This window comes from Altererythrobacter chaiwopuensis, from assembly GCF_054957735.1.
The window spans coordinates 1,471,414-1,490,489 of sequence record NZ_JBTXJF010000001.1 but is presented as its reverse complement, the minus strand read 5'-3'; the positions used below and the strand labels follow the sequence as shown (position 1 = coordinate 1,490,489).

The 19,076-nt window shown below is 60.8% G+C and carries 20 protein-coding genes; 10 read left to right on the top strand and 10 right to left on the bottom strand.

Annotated features, from left to right (window positions below; all coding sequences use genetic code 11):
* Window positions 1-6: 6 nt before the first annotated feature.
* From ACX3VQ_RS07250 to ACX3VQ_RS07235, 4 genes are all read right to left on the bottom strand, one after another.
* Window positions 7-1,206, bottom strand: coding sequence for an efflux RND transporter periplasmic adaptor subunit (locus tag ACX3VQ_RS07250; RefSeq protein ID WP_462580206.1), 1,200 nt, complete (start codon window positions 1,204-1,206; stop codon window positions 7-9).
* A 221-nt stretch (window positions 1,207-1,427) separates the two neighbouring features.
* Window positions 1,428-1,694, bottom strand: coding sequence for a GlsB/YeaQ/YmgE family stress response membrane protein (locus ACX3VQ_RS07245; RefSeq protein ID WP_462580205.1), 267 nt, complete (start codon window positions 1,692-1,694; stop codon window positions 1,428-1,430).
* 157 nt (window positions 1,695-1,851) lie between these two features.
* Window positions 1,852-2,151: a CtrA inhibitor SciP gene (gene sciP / locus ACX3VQ_RS07240; protein ID WP_462580203.1), complete on the bottom strand. Its 300-nt coding sequence runs from the start codon at window positions 2,149-2,151 to the stop codon at window positions 1,852-1,854.
* Window positions 2,152-2,421 (bottom strand): hypothetical protein, encoded by a 270-nt coding sequence (locus tag ACX3VQ_RS07235; RefSeq protein ID WP_462580202.1) that lies wholly within the window; start codon window positions 2,419-2,421, stop codon window positions 2,152-2,154. It lies immediately after the preceding gene.
* 185 nt (window positions 2,422-2,606) lie between these two features.
* Between ACX3VQ_RS07235 and mnmA the strand changes: the two genes are divergently transcribed.
* Window positions 2,607-3,776, top strand: a complete 1,170-nt coding sequence (mnmA, locus tag ACX3VQ_RS07230; protein WP_462580200.1) for a tRNA 2-thiouridine(34) synthase MnmA — start codon at window positions 2,607-2,609, stop codon at window positions 3,774-3,776.
* Window positions 3,777-3,789: 13 nt separating this feature from the next.
* Here the strand turns inward: mnmA and ACX3VQ_RS07225 are convergent, their stop codons facing one another.
* On the bottom strand, window positions 3,790-4,155 hold the full coding sequence (locus ACX3VQ_RS07225) for a hypothetical protein (RefSeq protein ID WP_462580199.1): 366 nt from the start codon (window positions 4,153-4,155) through the stop codon (window positions 3,790-3,792).
* Between the two features lie 49 nt (window positions 4,156-4,204).
* On the opposite strand from ACX3VQ_RS07225, the gene ACX3VQ_RS07220 reads away from it, so the two are divergent.
* Window positions 4,205-5,341 (top strand): serine hydrolase domain-containing protein, encoded by a 1,137-nt coding sequence (locus tag ACX3VQ_RS07220; protein ID WP_462580198.1) that lies wholly within the window; start codon window positions 4,205-4,207, stop codon window positions 5,339-5,341.
* Here ACX3VQ_RS07220 and ACX3VQ_RS07215 read toward each other — a convergent pair.
* Genes ACX3VQ_RS07215 through pdxH form a run of 3 tightly spaced genes read right to left on the bottom strand, consistent with a single transcriptional unit; the run spans window position 5,334 to window position 7,572 of the window.
* Window positions 5,334-6,098: a PhzF family phenazine biosynthesis protein gene (locus ACX3VQ_RS07215; protein WP_462580197.1), complete on the bottom strand. Its 765-nt coding sequence runs from the start codon at window positions 6,096-6,098 to the stop codon at window positions 5,334-5,336. The genes ACX3VQ_RS07220 and ACX3VQ_RS07215 overlap by 8 nt on opposite strands.
* On the bottom strand, window positions 6,095-7,012 hold the full coding sequence (locus ACX3VQ_RS07210) for a cation diffusion facilitator family transporter (RefSeq protein ID WP_462580196.1): 918 nt from the start codon (window positions 7,010-7,012) through the stop codon (window positions 6,095-6,097). The genes ACX3VQ_RS07215 and ACX3VQ_RS07210 overlap by 4 nt, the downstream gene beginning before the upstream one ends.
* The gene (pdxH, locus tag ACX3VQ_RS07205; protein WP_462580724.1) at window positions 7,009-7,572 is read right to left on the bottom strand and encodes a pyridoxamine 5'-phosphate oxidase; all 564 of its coding nucleotides are present in this window, start codon (window positions 7,570-7,572) and stop codon (window positions 7,009-7,011) included. The genes ACX3VQ_RS07210 and pdxH overlap by 4 nt, the downstream gene beginning before the upstream one ends.
* 298 nt (window positions 7,573-7,870) lie before the next feature.
* On the opposite strand from pdxH, the gene ACX3VQ_RS07200 reads away from it, so the two are divergent.
* The 3 genes from ACX3VQ_RS07200 to fabI are packed head-to-tail and all read left to right on the top strand — an operon-like array spanning window position 7,871 to window position 10,640.
* Entirely contained in the window at window positions 7,871-8,815 is a 945-nt protein-coding gene (locus ACX3VQ_RS07200) for a DnaJ C-terminal domain-containing protein (protein WP_462580195.1), read from the top strand.
* A complete protein-coding gene (locus ACX3VQ_RS07195) occupies window positions 8,812-9,807 on the top strand; it encodes a YihY/virulence factor BrkB family protein (protein WP_462580193.1) in 996 nt (331 codons plus the stop codon). Before ACX3VQ_RS07200 ends, ACX3VQ_RS07195 begins: the two co-directional genes overlap by 4 nt.
* Before the next feature lie 8 nt (window positions 9,808-9,815).
* Complete coding sequence (gene fabI, locus ACX3VQ_RS07190) at window positions 9,816-10,640, top strand: enoyl-ACP reductase FabI (protein ID WP_462580721.1); 825 nt, start codon at window positions 9,816-9,818, stop codon at window positions 10,638-10,640.
* Between the two features lie 112 nt (window positions 10,641-10,752).
* On the opposite strand, the gene ACX3VQ_RS07185 is transcribed toward fabI, so the two are convergent.
* Together ACX3VQ_RS07185 and ACX3VQ_RS07180 are read right to left on the bottom strand one after the other, a co-directional pair.
* Window positions 10,753-12,444: a hypothetical protein gene (locus ACX3VQ_RS07185; protein WP_462580192.1), complete on the bottom strand. Its 1,692-nt coding sequence runs from the start codon at window positions 12,442-12,444 to the stop codon at window positions 10,753-10,755.
* A gap of 202 nt (window positions 12,445-12,646) precedes the next feature.
* Window positions 12,647-12,904 carry a helix-turn-helix domain-containing protein gene (locus ACX3VQ_RS07180; RefSeq protein ID WP_462580191.1) on the bottom strand — a complete coding sequence of 86 codons (258 nt, stop codon included), beginning with the start codon at window positions 12,902-12,904 and terminating at the stop codon, window positions 12,647-12,649.
* A gap of 29 nt (window positions 12,905-12,933) precedes the next feature.
* On the opposite strand from ACX3VQ_RS07180, the gene ACX3VQ_RS07175 reads away from it, so the two are divergent.
* The 5 genes from ACX3VQ_RS07175 (at window position 12,934) to fcl (ending at window position 19,075) form a co-directional block, all read left to right on the top strand.
* Entirely contained in the window at window positions 12,934-13,842 is a 909-nt protein-coding gene (locus tag ACX3VQ_RS07175; RefSeq protein WP_462580190.1) for a tyrosine-type recombinase/integrase, read from the top strand.
* 231 nt (window positions 13,843-14,073) lie between these two features.
* Window positions 14,074-14,763: a polysaccharide biosynthesis/export family protein gene (locus ACX3VQ_RS07170; protein WP_462580189.1), complete on the top strand. Its 690-nt coding sequence runs from the start codon at window positions 14,074-14,076 to the stop codon at window positions 14,761-14,763.
* Window positions 14,764-14,811: 48 nt separating this feature from the next.
* Complete coding sequence (locus ACX3VQ_RS07165) at window positions 14,812-17,001, top strand: GumC family protein (RefSeq protein WP_462580188.1); 2,190 nt, start codon at window positions 14,812-14,814, stop codon at window positions 16,999-17,001.
* An 80-nt stretch (window positions 17,002-17,081) separates the two neighbouring features.
* Entirely contained in the window at window positions 17,082-18,143 is a 1,062-nt protein-coding gene (gene gmd, locus ACX3VQ_RS07160; RefSeq protein WP_462580187.1) for a GDP-mannose 4,6-dehydratase, read from the top strand.
* Window positions 18,140-19,075: a GDP-L-fucose synthase gene (gene fcl, locus ACX3VQ_RS07155; protein WP_462580186.1), complete on the top strand. Its 936-nt coding sequence runs from the start codon at window positions 18,140-18,142 to the stop codon at window positions 19,073-19,075. Before gmd ends, fcl begins: the two co-directional genes overlap by 4 nt.
* Window position 19,076 lies beyond the last annotated feature (1 nt).

The following is a 19,076-nucleotide window of genomic DNA, read 5'->3' as shown; positions in this document are numbered from 1 at the left end:
GGCCGATTATTCTCCGCTGGTCTTCTGCACCTTGGGATTCACCGACTCACCGGGGTTGAGGAACCCGCCCGCCCGCAGCACAACCCGTTCGGTGCCATCAAGCCCCTCGACAATCGCCAGTCCGTCACTGGTGACGAGCCCGGTCTTGACCGCGCGGCGTTGCGCCTTGTTCTGCGCATCGATGATATAGACATAGGCACCTTCCTTGTCCGAAAGCACCGCGCTTTCGGGCAAGACCGGCGCCACAACGGTGCCGCTATTGATCGTCGCGGTGGCATAGCCGCCCGGCCGCAGACCTTCGGCATAAGCGAGCGCGATTCGTACCACACCTTGCCGGTTTTGCGCGTCAATCGTAGGTTCAAGCTGCCATACCTGGCCAATAAAAGTCTGGTCGGTGCCAACAGGCACGACCTCCGCTGTGACACCGGGGGTAAGCTTGGCCAGCTGTGCCTCGCCAACACTCGCCAGCAGCTCCATTTCGCCGCCCTTGGCAATGCGGAACAGCGGGGTCGAGCCCGCGCTCACCGTCTGTCCGGGCTCGACATTGCGTTCAAGCACCAGCCCTGCCGCCGGAGCGACGATATCGAGCCGCGCATTGCGCGCCAGCAATTCGTTATACTGCGCCTGGGCGACGGCAACCCGCGCGCGCGCGGCATCGCGAGTTGCGGTCAGCCGGTCGACATCAGCCTTGGAGATGAAACCGCGCTCGACCAGTTGCAGCGCACGATCAAGATTGGCTCGTGCCAGTTCGGCATCGGCCCGGGCCACTTCGATCTGCGCCGCCGCGCTGCGCGCTTGTTGCGACTGTACCGAACGGTCAATCGAGGCCAGTACCTGGCCCGCGCGCACCCATTGGCCCTGCTCAACCGACACAGACACCACACGGCCACCCTCGCCAGCCACGCCCACCGGCATCTCGCGCCGTGCAGCGATCGTTCCGGTCGCCACAATCGAACCTTGAATCCGGGTCTTGCCCGGCGCGACCACCGTTATCGATGGAGCCTGCGAGCGGTCATCACCGCCGGCCACGCTGGCCGCATCGCCATTGCCGAAGAAGAAATAGGCCGCCCCGATGATCGCGACGATCAACAGGCCGGCAAGCGCAAGCCACTTGAGGCGCGAAGGCCGTTCGATCCGGCCCGCAAGGCTATATTCCGACGAGATCGAATCCGCAGATTCGGATTTGATCGTTGATTCGTAATTCATCGCGTTTCCTTTGCACGCGGTGTATTATCCGCATAAGGCACCATGCGCAAGATCTCTTATGCTGCGCCCGGCAGGGCGGCAATGCGCCGCTCGACCAGCGACATAGTGTTACGACGAGGGGCTTGGCGCCTGGTTCCCCGCCGACCAATAAAAAGCGGGGCAGCTGATGCCGCCCCGCCCGGATTTTTTCAATCGATTAGTGAACTGCAGGTCGCGTGCCTTTATCGCACACGGCCTTTCTGAATCAGGTTCACTATCCCCAGCAGGATGACCGCGCCGAGAATAGCCACAATCAACCCGGTGATCGAAAATTCCTGCACGCTGCCAGTGATCCCCAGCAAGGGCCCTGCCACCATATTGCCGATGATCGAGCCGACGCAGCCGACCACGATGTTCCAGAAAACCCCCATCGAAGCGTCGCGATTCATCACCAGGCTGGCCAGCCACCCGGCCACACCCCCCACTATCAAAGCGATAATCCAACCCATTTCGACATCCTCCTTTTGTTCGGATGCCCTCCTTATGGCCCCTTTAGAACTACTGACGCAAGGGCAGAGGCAGATTGGCATGGGCTGAGGCATGAACAGAAAAGCGGCGCGGGAAGCTTCGCCTCCCACGCCGCGCGCGTGAATTTTCTGTTTGCCGTCAGTATTTCAGCTGGCGCTCATAAAGGTCGCGATAATGCTGGATGCGGGTAACACGCAGCCCCTGCATACCCGAACGGTCGACCGCGCGTTGCCAGGAAGCGAACTCCTCCAGCGTAAGGTTGTAGCGCTCGAGCACCTCGTCGATGGTCAGCAAGCCGCCATTGACCGCCGCAACGACTTCCGCCTTGCGCCGCACAACCCAGCGCCTGGTTTCGGGCGACGGCAGGTCGTCAAGCGACAGCGGCTCGCCGAGAGGGCCGATAACCTGAGCGGGACGAATATCTTGGTTCTCAATCATCTATTTCTCTCGGTCGCCTGTTGCCGCTTCACCTTCAGCAGAATTCTCCATGCCACCCGGGCATTTTCGTCCACCTAAAGCTTTATGGTTAACGTAGCGTTTGCCCTCCTCGCCGGAAGCGAAATAACCCGCCGTTGCATCGCCGAAGCTGCTCGTAAGCAGCGGGCTTTCTTCCAGCAAAATCTGGCGCAGATCGCGCGCGGCATTGATCCGCGCAGTCAGTTCGGACCAGCCGAACGCCTTCAGCGCTTTGCCGGTCGATCCCGTCATTGGTCCGGGAGTTGTGAGTCGCTTGTCAAACATCATGTCGGTGCTTCTAGACCCAAGCCCGTCAAGATCAGGTAAAGCCGCAGTTTACCCTGTATTTAGGATTACACGCCCGCTCCCCGCACCCGCAGCCGCTCTGACGCAATGCTGGATTAGGGCCAGAGAGCCGTGTATGGGCGCAGCCGATCATGACCATTGCGATCGATATTGCCGCCGGGCTATCGCCCGAAGCCCTGTTCGCCTTGCCCAAGCCGGCAGGCGAAAGCCGCGTGGTCGTGGCGATGAGCGGCGGTGTCGACAGTTCGGTGGTTGCTGCCTTGGCAGCGGCCAGCGGTGCAGAAGTGATCGGCATCACCCTGCAGCTTTACGATTATGGCGCGGCCACCGGACGCAAGGGCGCATGCTGCGCTGGTGATGACATCCGCGATGCGCGCGCGGTGGCTGACCGGCTGGGCATCGCGCATTACGTGTTTGACCATGAAAGCGCCTTCCGCGAGGAAGTGGTCGAGCAGTTCGCTGACGATTATCTCGCCGGGCGCACTCCGGTGCCCTGCATCCGCTGCAACATGGGGCCCAAGTTCACCGACCTGTTCAAGATGGCGCGCGAACTGGGCGCGGATTGCCTTGCCACGGGGCACTATGTGCGCCGGGTGATGGGGCCTGCCGGGCCAGAGCTGCACCGCCCCCTTCTTTACAGGGCGCTCGATCCGGCGCGTGACCAGTCATACTTCCTATATGGCACCACCGAGGCCCAGCTCGATTATCTACGCTTCCCCTTGGGCGGGCTGCCCAAGCGCCAGGTGCGCGAGCTGGCTGAACGGGCGGGCCTGCGCAATGCCGCCAAGCCCGACAGCCAGGACATCTGCTTTGTGCCCGATGGCGACTATGCCCGGATCGTCGAGAAGATGCGGCCCGAAGGCGGCGCACCCGGCCCGATCGTGCATGCCGCAAGCGGCGAGGTGCTGGGACAGCACAAGGGCATTATCCATTATACCGTTGGCCAGCGCCGCGGGCTCGAGATCGGCGGGCAGGCCGAGCCGCTCTATGTGGTTGGGCTGGATGCCGATAATCGCGCGGTCAGGGTTGGCCCCAGGCACATGCTGGCAGTACGCGCCGCAAGGATCATCGAAACCAACCGTATCGGCCCGCTGCCCGATGCGCCGCTGGCTGCCAAGGTGCGCAGCCTGGCGAAGCCCGTGCCGGTCACGCTCGAAGGTACGCTGGGCGACGGTGCGAGCGCTACGATCCGCTTTGCCGAGCCCGAATTCGGGGTCGCACCAGGGCAGGCGGCAGTGATCTATGCCGGCGAGCGCGTGGTGGGCGGCGGCTGGATCGCGGAAGCAGAAAGCGCGGCCTAGGCTCCCGCGAGCACTAGCCCTCCCACTTCTCAAGCACGCAGCCATAGCCCTCGCGATGGCTCGCGCGGTCGACCGCGATGAGCGGGAAGCGCGCAGTGACGCTTTGCGCCGCCGGATCGTCAACCAGGGTGACGAATTCCATGCCCTCCAGCTTGTCCTTTTCGCAATCTTCCAGGCTGCGGCCTGCAACGAAACGGCACGAGCAGACGACCCGCGCCGAATAGGCGGCGGCGGTTTGGGCATAGGCCTGCGCGGGCGCATAATAACGCCATCCCAGCGCGGCCAGCACGGCGAGAATCGCCAGTAAGATCCAGCCGCCGCGCCCCACGGTCGGGCCTGCCAGGGTGCGGCTGCGCGATTTAGTCCTGGATTGTGCCATTGCCATTCCTGCCATTGCCATTTCAAATTTTGTGCGCGAGTGGGGCGCGATGAAGAACTTGCGGTCGCTGCTCCCTATCGCCACTCTGGCGCTCCTTCCAGCCCTGACTTCGTGCGGGGAGGCTCCGCAGTCGCCGCCACCGCTAAGCGAGCAAGCCCTTGCCGCAGTCACCAAGGATGCCGGTGCCCCCACAAGCGAGCTGGCGCGCGAGGTCGACGATCTTTTCACGCGCGAAGGGCTGGGGGAGACTCGCGCGCTTCTGGTGATGCAGAACGGCAGGATCGCCGCCGAGCGCTATGCTCCGGGTTATGGCGCCGACACCCGCTTCGTCAGCTGGTCGATGGCCAAGACGATCTCCGGCATCATGATCGGCATGCTGGTGGCTGACGGGAGGTTGCGGCTCGACGAGGGCGCCCCGGTTCCTATGTGGCAGCGCCCGGGCGATCCGCGCGGCGAGATCACGCTGCGGCAATTGCTCCAGATGCGTAGCGGGCTGCGCCACACCGAGGCGGGCGATCCACCTTACGAATCCAGCGAAGTACGGATGCTGTTCCTCGATGGGCGCGACGACATGGCGCAATGGGCAGAGGAGCAGCCGCTGGGGGCCGAACCGGGCACTGAGTTCGAATACTCATCCAATACCAGCGTGATCCTGGCCGATATCGCCGCGCGCGCACTGACGGATAGCGAGGATCCGGATGACCGGCGAAGCGCGGTGGCAGACTTTCTCGAAGCGCGGCTGTTTGGCCCACTGGGGATGGACAGCATGGTGCCCGAGTTCGACCGCTCGGGCACGCTGATCGGCGGATCGCTGATCCATGGCAATGCGCGCGACTGGGCAAAGCTCGGCGAATTCCTGCGCCGCAAGGGCGCCGCACCGGGCGGTGAGCAATTGGTGCCGAGCCGATGGATCGAGCAGATGGTAACGCCAAGCCCGCGCAGCCCCCATTACGGCTTCCAGATCTGGCTCAACCGCACGCTTGACGATCCCGAGGCCGAGCATCCGCTGTTCCCCGATCGCGCGCCCTCCACGCTGTTTTCGCTGATCGGGCACATGGGCCAGTATGTGATCGTCTCGCCGCAGCAACGGCTGACGGTGGTGCGGCTGGGCCATTCCAATCGTGACGAGCGCATCGCCATGTTGCAGCAGCTTGCCGATGTGATCGAGCTTTACCCGGTCAGGTAAGTCCCGCCGGGGCGCATTGCCCGCCGAGCCAGACCCTCTCGCCATCGAGCCGGCACTCGAACCGCCCGCCGCGTTCGCTCGCCTGCCAGGCCGAGAAATCCCCGCGCCCAAGCCGCGCGCACCAATAGGGCGTGAGCACTGCATGCGCCGAGCCGGTCGCTGCATCCTCGATACCGCCCGAGAACACCCGGCTGGTGACGTCTGCCCCCATGTCACCCGGCGCGGTGGCGATCAATTGCATGGCTTCCAGCCCGGAGAGATCGGGCGCGAGCGCGCGCACCTCGGCAGCATCATTCAACACCGCCAGCGCATAGCCCGCTGCGTTCCAGCGGATCTCCAGCGGCTGCGCCCCCAACGCCGCTGCGAGCTCGCTCCAGCCGCGCGGCGCGGTGAGGATTGCGGGCAGCGCCAGCTCGTAATGCGCCGCGCCGTCCAGCCGCTGCACATCCAACTCATCGCCCTTGTGCGTGCGCAAGCGGACCCGGTCCGCATCGGAGCGCGCCAGCAGCACATGCCCCGTAGCAAGCGCGCCGTGCCCGCACAGGGCAATCTCGCGATCCGGCGCAAACCAGCGAACAGGATGCGCGCCACCAATCGCAACCTCGCCCACGAAGGCGCTGGCAGGTGCGCCGATTTCGCGCGCCATCGCCTGCATTTCGGCCTCGCCCGGAAACTCGCCGCACAGGATTATCGCTGCCGGGTTGCCGCGTGCGCCCTCGCCCACGAAGGCATCGACATGGACCGGCGGGCGGATCACTCGGCGCGGTCGGGCAGCAGTTCCTCTGCCGCAACCCCTTCCTCGTTGACGAGGCCCTGCGGATCGGGATGGATCAGCACTTCGACCCCGGGGAACTCGCGCGCGATCCGCGCCTCGACCTCGTCCATCAGATCGTGCACCTCGACAATGGTCAGATGCGGCTCGACCGCCATGTGGAACTGGACGAAATCATCCGCGCCGCTGGTGCGCGTGCGCAAATCATGCACTCCGCGGATATCGGGATGGCGGGCCAGGACTTCGAGGAATTCCTCGCGCCGCTGGTCGGGCCATTCCTTGTCCATCAAATGGTTTATCGCCTCGCCGCCCGCGCGCCATGCGCCCCAGGCCAGCCAGGCGGCGATCCCCAGTCCGAACAGCGGATCGGCAATGCCGAAGCCGAGATACTGGTCGAGCACCAGCGCCGCGATCACCGCGAGGTTGAGCAATATGTCAGACTGGTAATGCAGATGATCGGTCTTGATGGCGACCGAACTGGTCCTGGCGATCACATGCCGCTGCCACGCCAGAAGAGCAAAGGTCGCCGCAATCGCGATCAGCGACACGGCAATGCCCTCTTGCGCCGCCGCGGTCTGACCGCCTTCCGCCAACTGCGTGATTGCGCGCAAGGCGATTCCGCCGGCAGAAAGCGTGATCAGCATGACCTGGAAAATTGCCGCCAGCGCTTCGGCCTTGCCGTGCCCGAAGCGGTGGTTCTCGTCTGCCGGGTGTGACGCGACCCACACGCCGATCAGCGTCGCAATGCTGGCGACCAGATCTAGCGCGGTATCGGCCAGGCTGCCGAGCATGGCAGTGGAGCCGGTGCGCCAGCTGGCCCACAGCTTCAGCCCGACCAGGAACAGCGCGGTCGCGATCGAGGCAAGGGCCGCGCTGCGGGTGAGCGATGCCTGTTTCACGGATAAAGCAGCGTGCTGCTCCAGCCGCCTCCAATGCGGGTAAACTGGCGCCGGTCATGCAGCCGGAACGGACGATCCATCCAGAATTCCATTCTTTGTGGATCGAGGCAAAATCCCGTCCAATGCGGCGGGCGCGGCACCGAGCCGACCAGATGGCGCGCAGTCACCTTCGCAATTCGGGACAGAAACTCACTTCGCGACGCGAGCGGGCGCGACTGGTCCGAAGCAAGCGCACCCAGCTGCGAATCGCGGCTGCGGCTGCCAAAATATTCATCGGCCAGCGCCGGATCCACCTCATGCACAAGGCCTTCGATGCGGATCTGGCGGCGCAGGCTTTTCCAGTGGAACAGCAGTGCCGCCTGCACATTGGCGCGGATTTCGCCGCCCTTGCGGCTGTGGGCATTGGTGTAAAAGGTAAAACCCTCCGGCCCGTGCCCCTTGAGCAGCACCATGCGAACCGAAGGCGCGCCATCGGGCGTGGCGGTAGCGAGCGCCATGGCGTTGGGATCATTGGGTTCTGCCGCGCGCGCCTCTGCAAACCAGGCTTCGAACAGCGCCATGGGATCGCCATCGGGAATCTCGCTGGCGGCGAGGCGGACAAGCTGGTCAGGCGTGGGAGTGGGCACGATCAATTCCTACGAGGGTCAGGATCCAATAAGCACATGGAACACATGGAACACAGTCATATAAAGAAAAATCGCGCCACTTCACCCCATGGATTGCCCAATGGATTGAAGGGCATTGCGAGAAAGTCGCAGGAAGGACATGAACAGCCATCCCGCCGCGATAATGCCGCCAGTGCGCGTAGGAAAGCTTCCGCGCTTGCACCGCCGCACTGTTACACCTAGCTAACACGCTATGAGCGATCCCTATTCCACCCTTGGCGTTGCGCGCACGGCCACCGAAGCGGAGATCAAAAGCGCCTATCGCAAGCTGGCGAAGGAGCTGCATCCCGATCGCAACAAGGACAAGCCGAACGCGGCGGAGCGCTTTTCCGACGTGACCAGGGCCTATGACCTGCTCTCCGACAAGGAAAAGCGCGCCCGGTTCGACCGCGGCGAAATCGATGCCGAGGGCAATCCGGCCAATCCCTTTGCCGGGATGGGCGGCGGTTTCGGCGGCGGGGGCGGCCAGCGCAGCTACCGGGCCGAGGATTTCCAGGGCTTCGGCAATGGCGAGATGGATCTGGGCGACATTTTCGAAGGGCTGTTCGGCGGCGGCGGACGGCGCCCGTCAGGCATGGGCGGCGGTTTCGGCAGCCAGCGGCGCCCGCCTCCGCCGCAAAAGGGCGCCGACATCCATTACCGGCTGGCGGTCCCCTTTATCGATGCGGCGGCGCGCAAGGACCAGCGGATCACCCTGTCCGACGGAAAGACGATCGACCTCAAGCTGCCCGCCGGGGTCGAGGATGGCACGCAAATGCGGCTGAAGGGCAAGGGCCAGCAGGGCCCGAGCGGGGCAGGCGACGGCATCGTCACTGTCTCGGTTGGCGGTCACGCCTTCTTCCGGCGCGATGGCGATCATGTGCGCATGGATCTGCCGATCACGCTGGACGAGGCATTGAACGGGGCAAAGATCAAATGCCCGACCGTGGAAGGGCCGGTGATGCTGACCATCAAGCCCGGCACCGATGGCGGCACAGTGATGCGGCTCAAGGGCAAGGGCTGGAGCACCAAAGTGGGCGGGCGCGGCGACCAGCTGGTGACGCTGGAAATCCAGATGCCGGAGGATACCACCGAGCTTGCCAAGCGGCTCGAAGGCTGGAAAGACGAGAGCAACCCGCGCACCAAACTGGGTATGTGACATTGAAGCTGGGTAAATTGCCCGATCCGATAGAACGCGAGATCCACTCGCTTTCCCCGGAAACGCGGCGCAGGGACGCGAAGACCCTGCGCGGCGAGGTGATCAGGCACCTGGGGCCCGGAACCCGTGCTTTCGAAGTCGCCAAGCGCACCGTGATCGGCACTTTCAACGATGGGTTCATCCATGCCGGCAACCTCGCCTATCTGGCGATGCTGGCGATCTTTCCCTTCTTCATCCTGGGCGCGGCGCTGTTCGCGCTCATCGGCGAGACGGGCGAGAAGACCGCGCTGATCGAGGCCATCGTCAACGCTTTTCCGCCCACGGTAGAACGCACCATCGAGCCGGTCGCGCGCGACGTGGTGGAAGCGCGCCACGGCTGGCTGCTGTGGGCGGGCGCGCTGGTGGCGCTGTGGACGGTGTCGAGCCTGGTCGAGACGGTCCGTGACATATTGCGCCGCGCCTATGGCACAAAATCGACCCGCGCCTTCTGGAAATACCGCCTGATCTCAGCCAGTTTCACTCTGGGCGCGGTGGTGCTGTTGGTCACCTCGCTGTTCGCGCAGGTCGCGATCGGCGCAGCGGAGCAGGTGATCGAAGCACGCTTTCCCCAGCTTGCCGGTTCGCTTGCCGGGCTCAGGCTTTCGCGCGTGATTCCCGCGCTGGTGCTGTTCGGATCGCTTTACATGCTGTTCTACACGCTCACCCCGATGGCGTATCGCGCGCGGCGCTATCCCAAATGGCCCGGCGTTGCCTTTGTCACGCTGTGGTCGATCGCGGTGAGCGCCGCACTGCCGCCGGTGCTAAGCATTTTCTTTGCCTATAGCCTCACCTATGGCAGCCTGGCGGGGATCATGGTTGCGCTGTTCTTTTTCTGGCTGATTGGGCTAGGGATGGTTATCGGCGCCGAACTCAACGCAGCGCTGACGGTGACGCCTGAAGAAGAAGAGGCGTTTGCCGGGACGCAGGAGCCTCAAGAGGAGAACACCGCATGAGCGGATCGATGCCCGGATTGATGAACGGCAAACGCGGCCTCATCATGGGGCTTGCCAATGACAAGTCGCTGGCCTGGGGGATCGCCCGGCAGCTGCGCGAACAGGGCGCGGAGCTGGCTTTTTCCTATCAGGGCGAAGCGCTGAAGAAGCGGGTGGACCCGCTGGCCGAGCAGCTGGGCAGCGATTTCCTGATCGAATGCGACGTGTCAGACATGGCCGCGCTCGACGCCGCCTTTGGCGAGCTGAAGGCGCGCTGGAGCACGCTCGATTTCGTGGTCCATGCGATCGGCTATTCGGACAAGAACGAGCTGCGCGGCAAATATGTCGACACCAGCCTCGAGAATTTCCTCATGACGATGAACATATCGGCCTATTCGCTGGTGGCGGTGGCACGGCGCGCCGCCGAGATGATGCCGCCGGTTGACGAAAACGGGAACGGCGGCGGATCGATCCTGACGCTGACCTATTACGGTGCGGAAAAGGTCATCCCGCATTACAATGTGATGGGGGTGGCCAAGGCTGCGCTGGAAACCAGCGTGAAATATCTCGCCAACGATCTGGGGCCGCGCAATATCCGCGTCAACGCGATCAGCGCCGGGCCGATCAAGACGCTGGCGGCCAGCGGGATCGGCGACTTCCGCTATATCCTCAAATGGAACGAGTATAACTCGCCGTTGCGGCGCAATGTCACGATCGAGGATGTCGGCGGGGCAGGGCTCTATTTCCTCTCCGGCCTCTCATCGGGCGTGACCGGCGAAGTGCACCATGTCGACGGCGGCTATCACGTGGTGGGGATGAAGCAGGAAGACGCGCCCGATATCGCGCTGGGGTGAGGATGGTGGGTGGCCAGGCTTTGGCCGCGGCCATCGGCTGTAAGGTCCGTTATCGGGTGTTTGCTTGCCCCGAACACACTATAACGTGGCGGCAGCGACCAGGTGGTTGGCCTCAAGGTAATGACGGGTCGAAAGGCTGGGCGCACTCTTGAAGAAGAGTGGCATCCAATCTCGTGCTTTCAAATGGCTCGAAAGCAGGCATAGGCAATTCCGCCGCGGTGATATCAGACGCATCGATCCAGGTTATGCTACCCCTCCCGCACAGATCGGCTAGCTTTGCATCGTCGAGGTGAATGCTGGAGAGAACAAGAGGCCGGTTGGTCAGATCGGCGCGATTGCGCACCTGGTCGATCGCCGCCAGCGTTGATTCCGTATCGACTATCACGAAGTCGGTGTCTTGCTGCTCGATTTGCGCAGAAAATTTCGCATAACGTGCGACAAATTGATGCGCGGACCAGAGCAGGAATGGCAGTACAAGAGCTGTTGCTCCGCCGAGAAGTACCACAGTTCCGTCCGCCCTCGCCCGGTCGCTGCTGGCCCAATGCAGGTAGCCAAAGCCAGCGAGAATAGCGGTGTTGCCAATCAGTCCATGGAGAGAGCGGTAACCCCACCCGTGCCCCTGATAGGGAAGTAGAAGAGACCGCATTAGCAACATCAATACGAGACCCAGAAAGAGGGCCAGTGCCACGCTGTCTATGCGGCGAATATCTGGCCAAGCTAGAACCAGAAGCGGCAGGAGAAAGAATGGCGTCCACACAAGGAAACGCAGGACATTGAACTCCATCAATGCAGCCCGGGCCAAGTCAATCTGCGCAGCCTTCGTCCATATCGCTTCAAGGTATCCGATCATGCCAGCGCTTGCTCCACTGCCCGCGTGAATTCCAAAAGATGACAGGACAATTGATGGATACGAAAGCCAGAAAAGGCCGGCAGCCGAATATGCCAATGTGTAGACCGCGAAGAGCGTCCAACGACGCTGGATAAGAAGCGATAGAATGAATGGGCCAGCGAATAGCGGGTGATAGGTCACTTGGTGCAAGCCAAGTGACCATGCGCCAAGGGCTAGGACTAACGCGTGCTGCCACCATTTGCCGCGCAGGAAAAGGGCGAGCCACACAAGGTTGAGCGAGAGATGGGCAGTCATTGCGTAGCTGGTCATGGCGTTGACCAGCACTTGTGCTGAAAGCAAATAAGTCGCGAGCACGACACAGACCGCGTTTTGCGATGCAGCAAAGAGCCGGCGCGCAATATCATAAAGCGCCACGAAACCGATCGCCCAAAGAACCGGGTTGAGCAGCGCCGGATCGGCAATCGCCCCAAACCCAGCACGCATCATTGAATTTCCGGGCATGTAGGTGGAGCGCATCAGCGCGTTGCCTGGGGCCTCGCGGAGAAAATCCGGTGAGAGAGCGCGGAAGTATTCACGCCACTCCGGAGCGAGCGGCTGCGCGAGTTGGCCTGAAGCGAAGATCTGCGCATCGAAGAGGGCCATGTGCTCGTCGCGCGTCAACGGATAGTCTAGCATCAACCAATGCGTGCCAGCCCAAAGCGATAGAGCAAGCAGCCCTGCCAGTGTCAGGACAGAAACGGCTGACGGCATCCGATCCGGTAAGCGAACACTCGGCCACCAGAACGCCGCCACCCCAATGGCCGGAAGGATCAATAGTGTCGCCGGAAGATCCTGCGTTCGGAAATAGTGGTGAGGGGGGCCGGGGAAAGCTGGGACAAAAACAAGAAGCGTAAAGGCGAGCAGCGCAAAAAGGCCCGCTGTCCGGCTCAAGAGCCAATTGCTTGTCTGGATCACTTTGCCGCCCCACAAAATCAAGTCGAATTAGCGTAAACTACTAGCGCGAGCGTATTAACCATTCATGCAAAAACCCAACCCTTCCCACGAGCCTGTGCCCTAAAATCTTGCGAAACGGCGACAGGCAGATCTGCGCGCACATTGGACTGCAAGTGATCGAATGTTTGGCCAAGCACAAGATTTTCCCCCTCAAGCTCTGACTTCAAAGCTTCGGCGACATTCCGATCCTGATTCCGGGCCGATCTTCTGGCGTGCCGATGAATTCGATGCCAGCAGCCTCGAAGGCCGAACGTATCTTCGCCAGATTGTCCTTGCGCGATCTTGGAACAGCATCAGCGAGTTCGTAGCGCGAGATCGTCGCAGAACCGACGCCAGTCCTCTTGGCTAGATCTTGAACTGACCAACCAAGGGCGCCGCGTGCCGCCTTTATTTGCTGCGCGGTCAATCCTTCGACTTGCATTGTGATTTAATTTCTATCATATAGGTAGCATGAATGCTCTAAAGTTTGATCGCGAGTGGCGCTCCCAATTCCAACGCCTCGAGGGCGCCTATGCTCCCTCAACAATGCTCAGTTACCGCGCCGATGTCGAGGCTTTCGAATACTGGTGCGTGGAGAATAAGATAGACAGGTCGTTCCCCGCGACGGTCGAGGCAGTATGCCGCTTTCTTGTGGAGCAGGGGCAGTCCAAGGCACCTTCGACGGTGCAGCGCCGGCTTTATGCTATCCGCAAGGTGCATCGCCTGCTCAGGCTGCCTGACCCCACTTATGATGAGGATATCAACCTCGCCCTGCGCAAGGTCCGCCGAGCCCGAGCGATCCGACCACGACAAGCCAAGGGAATGACGCGTGCCTATCTCGACCAGTTTCTGGCCAGTGAGCCCGAAACCCCATGGGGTCTTCGTAACCGCGCCATGCTTGCCCTGGGCTATGAGTTGCTGACGCGGCGCTCGGAACTCATAGCCCTGCGAAACGATGACCTGACCGAGCGCGAGGACGGCACCTTGCGGGTCCTTATCCGCCGTAGCAAGGCGGACCAGTTCGGTCAGGGGCGCATTGCATTTACATCTAAACGCGCGGCTGATCTTCTGAATCAATGGCTTGCTTACCGCGGACCAGAAATCGAGTGGCTGTTCTGCCCGATCTATCAAGGTAAAGTGATCGACCGATGCCTCGAGGCAACCTCAGTGCGACGGGTGATCAAGGAGGCTGCACAGCGGAGCGGGCTCTGCGCCGCACAGATTGCGTCATTCAGCGGCCATTCGATGCGCGTTGGCGCTGCCCAAGACCTTTTGACACGTGGATTTGACACCGCCGCGATCATGCGTGCGGGGGGATGGAAATCCGTGAATGTCCTTGCCCGCTATCTCGAGAAGGCCGAACAGAACGTTTGGCAATGATCCGGCCGGTGGGCTTAGCCCCACTCGAGAATTTCAATGACACTAGATACTAAGTCATCAGCCCAAAAGGGGGCAAGTTGCAAGAACCGGTCGCACACGGATTTTCTTTCGTCGAAAATTTCCTGTCAAGAATGGTTTCTTTGAGTGATTTGATCGGCTAGTGGCATATCCGTCGTACTTGATGGTGCGCCGCGACACTGACGTGTTTAGCCCCCGAAGGAGTTTCTTGTCTTGTTAAGGGCCAGTATTTGCGGGCTGATCGCCGTGGCGCTCACCGCATGTTCTTCCACCAATCTGCCGCGCGGAGAACAGGCCTATGCCATGTTCCCGGCTCCAACCGGCGAAACGCGCCCGAGCGAGTACAAGATTGGCCCGCTTGACGTGCTCAAGATCACCGTATTTCAGGAACCGGACCTGTCGCTCGAGGAAGTTCCAGTTGATGCCAGCGGAGACGTGCTGCTGCCGCTGATCGGACTCGTAGAGGCGGCAGGGAAAACCGGAACTGAATTGTCGACCGCGATCGCTGGGCGCTTGGGGGAGCGCTACCTGATCGATCCGCAGGTTTCGATCATCGTCTCCGAATCCGCTTCGCAGAACATAACGGTCGAAGGCGCGGTCAAGAAGCCGGGCATTTTCGAAATCCAGGGACAATCAAACCTGTTGCAAGCGATGGCGTTGGCAGAAGGTCCAACGCAAACCGCCAAATTGGGCGAGGTGATCGTGTTCCGGCGCAAGGAAGATGGACTCTACGCTGCACAGTTCAACCTTGACGACATTCGCAAGGGTCAGGCCGATAATCCGCAAATTCTGGCCGGTGATATCGTGGTAGTCGGCAATTCTTTCGCCAAGGCGCTGTTCCGCGATTTCCTTCAACTCTCGCCGCTGCTCGCTACCGTGTTCGTGCGGCTTGACGGTCGCTAAGTCGGTATGAGCAGAAGAACCAGTATTATGAATCGCCACGAGAATCAGATGAACAATAAGGGCGGGAACGGTCGCCTCGCGCCAACCTTCGATGACAAATATGATGGCGAGTATGATGCCGACGGCCTAATTTCGATCGACTTTGAGGCAATCTGGGCGGCAGTCTATCGTTCGCGGTTCTGGATCGCAGGTATCATTCTGGCCTGCCTGCTCCTTGGGGTGGTGATCACAATCCTGTCGACGCCGATCTTTCGCGCCACTGCAACAGTACAGATTGACCAGGAAGCAGCCAAAGTTCTTGGCACCGAAGATACGAATGCAACTGCCGCGATCGCGGACTCGGATCGTTTCCTGCAAACCCAGCTGGACGTTATCAGGAGCCGTGCCATAGCCCAGGCGGTGGCCGAGGACCTGCAACTGTTCAACAACCCGCGCTTTCTTGAGCAGATGAATGTCGATGCGGATTCTGTTGAATCGAGCATACTTCCTCCTGAAGAGGCACAACGCGAGCTTGTAATCGAAACGCTTGAGGAGAACCTAGGCGTAAGCCTTCCGCTCGATTCCCGTATCGCCTTGATTGCTTTTGATAGTCCTGACGGGAGCCTCGCTGCCCGCATTGCCAACAGCTTTGCCGAAAACTACATTCGCAACAATCTCCAGCGCAAGTTCGACACCTCTTCTTACGCACGCGAATTCCTGCAGGAGCAATTGCAGGAATCGGCCATCCGGCTGGCTGAATCGGAGCGCGCGGCTCTGGAATATGCGCGACGCACTCGCGTGATCGACGCATCCAATGCGGCAATTGCCACTAGCAATACCGCTACCAATCCGCGCTCGCTGGTGACGGCTACGCTGGTTCAGTTGAACAGCGACTATTCGGCGGCACTCTCCCGCAGGATTGCTGCCCAGCAGGCCTGGGAGACCGCACGGCGAGAGAGCCCGATCAATTTGCCGGAGGCACTCAATAATCTTGCGGTCCAGAACCTGCTCGAAGAACGTGCAAAAGTTCAGGCCGAGTACGAGCAGGAACTGCAGCGGCGCAAGGAGGAATTTCCCAGCGTCAAACAGGCCAAAGCTCGGCTTGACGAGCTTGATCGTCAGATTAACGCCATCGCCTCAAGCATCCAGCAGACTGTCAGGGCTAACTACGAAATGGCTCTTGAGCAGGAGCGCGCGCTCGAGGTCCAAATTGCGCAGCTGAAGACCGAAACTCTTGATGAGCAGGAGCGCGGCGTCCAGCTCGGCATTCTTCAGCGACAGACCAATAATGACCGCCAGCTTTATGATTTGTTGCTGACCCGGTTCAACGCACTCAATGCAGAGGCTGGCGTCCAGGCGAACAACGTCTCGATTGTTGACCGCGCGACGCGACCGGTCGAACCCGTCAGTCCAAATATCCCTCTCAACCTCGCACTCGCGCTATTAGGCGGGATCGGCCTAGCCGGACTGTTCGTGTTCGGACGGGAGCAGTTCTTCGACATGCTCCGCACGCCGGATGATGTAGCCCGCAAGTTGAGCTTGCCACTGCTTGGCGCGAGCCCCAAGGTCGATGAAGGCCAAAGCGTTCAAGAACTTATCCTTGATCCCAAGACCGAAGTATCTGAGCATTACGCAAGTCTACGTTCTTCGCTTGTCCTGGCCACCTCTCATGGGCTGCCGAAAAGCCTCGCCTTTACCAGCGCGGTACAGGGTGAGGGTAAATCCTCTAGCTGCTACGCAACTGCCGTGGCGCTCAGCCGGATTGGCAAACGCGTGTTGGTGATTGACCTCGATTTGCGCCGCCCTAACCAGCACAACCTGTTCGGGATCAAGAATGGCGAAGGCATGTCAGACCTGCTGACCGGAAACAAACAGGCGGCTGAAGTAACGCATGCGACCGAGCATGAAGGTATTTTCTTTATTCCGAGCGGCGGCATCCCGCCGAACCCGACTGACATGCTGGCAAGCCCGGCGCTGCGCACAGTCCTGCAAGAGCTAAACACGCAATATGACATCGTGCTGGTCGACAGCCCGCCGACACTTGGCCTTGCCGACGCCATCGAGATTGCGAGCATTACCGAAGGCTGCCTGTTCGTCACCGAGGCCGGTCGCAACCGTGCCAATAACGTGCGTGGCTCGATACATAGGCTGCAAGCCGGCGGTGCCAATGTGATCGGCGTATTGATGACCAAGTTCGATGCCAAGTCGGCAGGTTATTCCTATAGCTATGGCTACAGCTATCAATATGCATCGGGTTAGGGGAGTTTTGTTTCAGATGGGCCGTGATCGCGTGATCTTGGCCCTGGCGCCCCTTGCTTGATCTCAAGAGTAAAAGATACATGGCAAAAACCGCACTTATCACCGGTGTCACCGGGCAGGATGGCGCCTATCTCGCGCAATTGTTGCTCGAGAAGGGCTATGAGGTGCACGGGATCAAGCGCCGTTCCTCATCCTTCAACACCGGCAGGATCGAGGACATTTATCAAGACCCGCACGTCCCGGATGCCAGATTCCACCTGCACTATGGCGACATGACGGATTCGACCAACCTCATCCGCATCATGCAAGAGGTACAGCCAAGCGAGATCTACAACCTCGCCGCGCAAAGCCATGTTGCAGTTTCCTTCGAGACGCCCGAATACACGGCCAATGCCGATGCAGTCGGCACGCTGCGGCTGCTCGAGGCAATGCGCATACTGGGAATGGAAAAGAGTGCGCGTTTCTACCAGGCCTCGACTTCGGAGCTCTACGGGCTGGTGCAGGAAGTGCCCCAGCGCGAGACGACCCCGTTCTATCCGCGTTCGCCTTACGGGGCGGCCAAGCTCTATGCCTATTGGATCACGGTCAATTACCGCGAAGCCTATGGCATGCACGCGTCAAATGGCATTTTGTTCAATCATGAAAGTCCGCTTCGCGGCGAAACTTTCGTTACGCGAAAGATCACTCGAGCAGCAGCCGCGATTGCGTTGGGGCGCCAGGACCGGCTATATCTGGGCAACCTCGATGCCAAGCGCGACTGGGGCCATGCACGAGAATATGTACGCGGCATGTGGATGATGCTGCAGCAGGACGAGCCGGACGATTACGTGCTGGCGACTGGCGAGACCACGGAAGTGCGAGATTTCGTACGTTGGGCCTTCGACGAAGTTGGATTGCCACTCGAGTTTCGCGGCGAAGGCGCTGAAGAAAAAGGCTATACGATCGGTGACGGCCGTTTGCTGGTCGAAGTCGATTCGCGCTATTTCCGCCCGACCGAGGTCGAACTGCTGCTCGGCGATCCGAGCAAGGCGCATCAAAAGCTGGGCTGGAGGCATGAAACGAGTGCTCGTGAACTCGCCCGCGAAATGGTGCGAGCGGATCTTGAGGTGATGCGCAACGCGCCGATCACCAAGGATGCATGATGGCCTTTTCGCTTGACGGCAAGAAGGTCTACGTGGCTGGCCACAACGGCATGGTCGGCAGTGCGCTGGTCAGGCGGCTTGAACCCGAGGGCTGCGAGATACTTACTTCGGATCGTTCAGCCGACCTGCGAGAACAGGCGAAGGTTCGCGAATGGTATGCCGCAAACCGCCCAGACGCAGTAATTGTCGCTGCCGCTAAGGTCGGCGGAATCCTCGCCAATGACAGCTATCCGGCCGATTTTCTCTACGACAATCTGATGATCGAAGCGAACCTGATTGAAGGTGCGCGGCAGTCGGGTGTTGAGAAGCTGCTCTTTCTGGGATCTTCCTGCATCTATCCCAAGTTTGCCGAACAGCCGATTGTCGAAGAGTCATTGCTGACGGGGTCGCTTGAACCGACCAACGAGTGGTATGCGATCGCCAAGATTGCCGGGATCAAGATGTGCCAAGCTTATCGCAAGCAGCATGGCTGCGATTACATCAGCGCGATGCCAACAAATCTCTATGGGCCAGGCGACAATTTCGACCTTGAAACAAGCCATGTGCTGCCAGCGCTTTTGCGCAAGGCCCACGAAGCTAAACTGCGCAGTGAACAGGACCTGGAAATCTGGGGCAGCGGCGCGCCCCTGCGCGAATTCCTGCATGTCGATGACTGCGCCGATGCGCTGGTGTTTCTGCTCAAGAATTATTCGAGCATGGAGCATGTGAATGTTGGTTCGGGCACGGATATTTCGATCAAGGATCTTGCCCGGCTGGTGATGGATGTGGTCGGCTTGGAGGGCGAGCTGACTTATGACACTTCCAAGCCGGACGGGACGCCGCGCAAGCTTATGTCGGCAGACAAGCTGCGTGCCCTCGGATGGGCTCCGACAATTAAACTGCGTCACGGGGTGGAAAGCACCTATGCGTGGTTTTGCAAGAATGCCATCTGAA

What these genes read in the sequence shown, in the direction of transcription:
- ACX3VQ_RS07250 (WP_462580206.1), bottom strand. Translation starts at nt 1,206, where the DNA reads ATGAATTACGAATCAACGATCAAATCCGAATCTGCGGATTCGATCTCG.
- ACX3VQ_RS07245 (WP_462580205.1), bottom strand. Translation starts at nt 1,694, where the DNA reads ATGGGTTGGATTATCGCTTTGATAGTGGGGGGTGTGGCCGGGTGGCTG.
- sciP (WP_462580203.1), bottom strand. Translation starts at nt 2,151, where the DNA reads ATGATTGAGAACCAAGATATTCGTCCCGCTCAGGTTATCGGCCCTCTC.
- ACX3VQ_RS07235 (WP_462580202.1), bottom strand. Translation starts at nt 2,421, where the DNA reads ATGACGGGATCGACCGGCAAAGCGCTGAAGGCGTTCGGCTGGTCCGAA.
- mnmA (WP_462580200.1), top strand. Translation starts at nt 2,607, where the DNA reads ATGACCATTGCGATCGATATTGCCGCCGGGCTATCGCCCGAAGCCCTG.
- ACX3VQ_RS07225 (WP_462580199.1), bottom strand. Translation starts at nt 4,155, where the DNA reads ATGGCACAATCCAGGACTAAATCGCGCAGCCGCACCCTGGCAGGCCCG.
- ACX3VQ_RS07220 (WP_462580198.1), top strand. Translation starts at nt 4,205, where the DNA reads ATGAAGAACTTGCGGTCGCTGCTCCCTATCGCCACTCTGGCGCTCCTT.
- pdxH (WP_462580724.1), bottom strand. Translation starts at nt 7,572, where the DNA reads ATGGCGCTGTTCGAAGCCTGGTTTGCAGAGGCGCGCGCGGCAGAACCC.
- ACX3VQ_RS07200 (WP_462580195.1), top strand. Translation starts at nt 7,871, where the DNA reads ATGAGCGATCCCTATTCCACCCTTGGCGTTGCGCGCACGGCCACCGAA.
- fabI (WP_462580721.1), top strand. Translation starts at nt 9,816, where the DNA reads ATGCCCGGATTGATGAACGGCAAACGCGGCCTCATCATGGGGCTTGCC.
- ACX3VQ_RS07180 (WP_462580191.1), bottom strand. Translation starts at nt 12,904, where the DNA reads ATGCAAGTCGAAGGATTGACCGCGCAGCAAATAAAGGCGGCACGCGGC.
- ACX3VQ_RS07175 (WP_462580190.1), top strand. Translation starts at nt 12,934, where the DNA reads ATGAATGCTCTAAAGTTTGATCGCGAGTGGCGCTCCCAATTCCAACGC.
- ACX3VQ_RS07165 (WP_462580188.1), top strand. Translation starts at nt 14,812, where the DNA reads ATGAACAATAAGGGCGGGAACGGTCGCCTCGCGCCAACCTTCGATGAC.
- gmd (WP_462580187.1), top strand. Translation starts at nt 17,082, where the DNA reads ATGGCAAAAACCGCACTTATCACCGGTGTCACCGGGCAGGATGGCGCC.
- fcl (WP_462580186.1), top strand. Translation starts at nt 18,140, where the DNA reads ATGATGGCCTTTTCGCTTGACGGCAAGAAGGTCTACGTGGCTGGCCAC.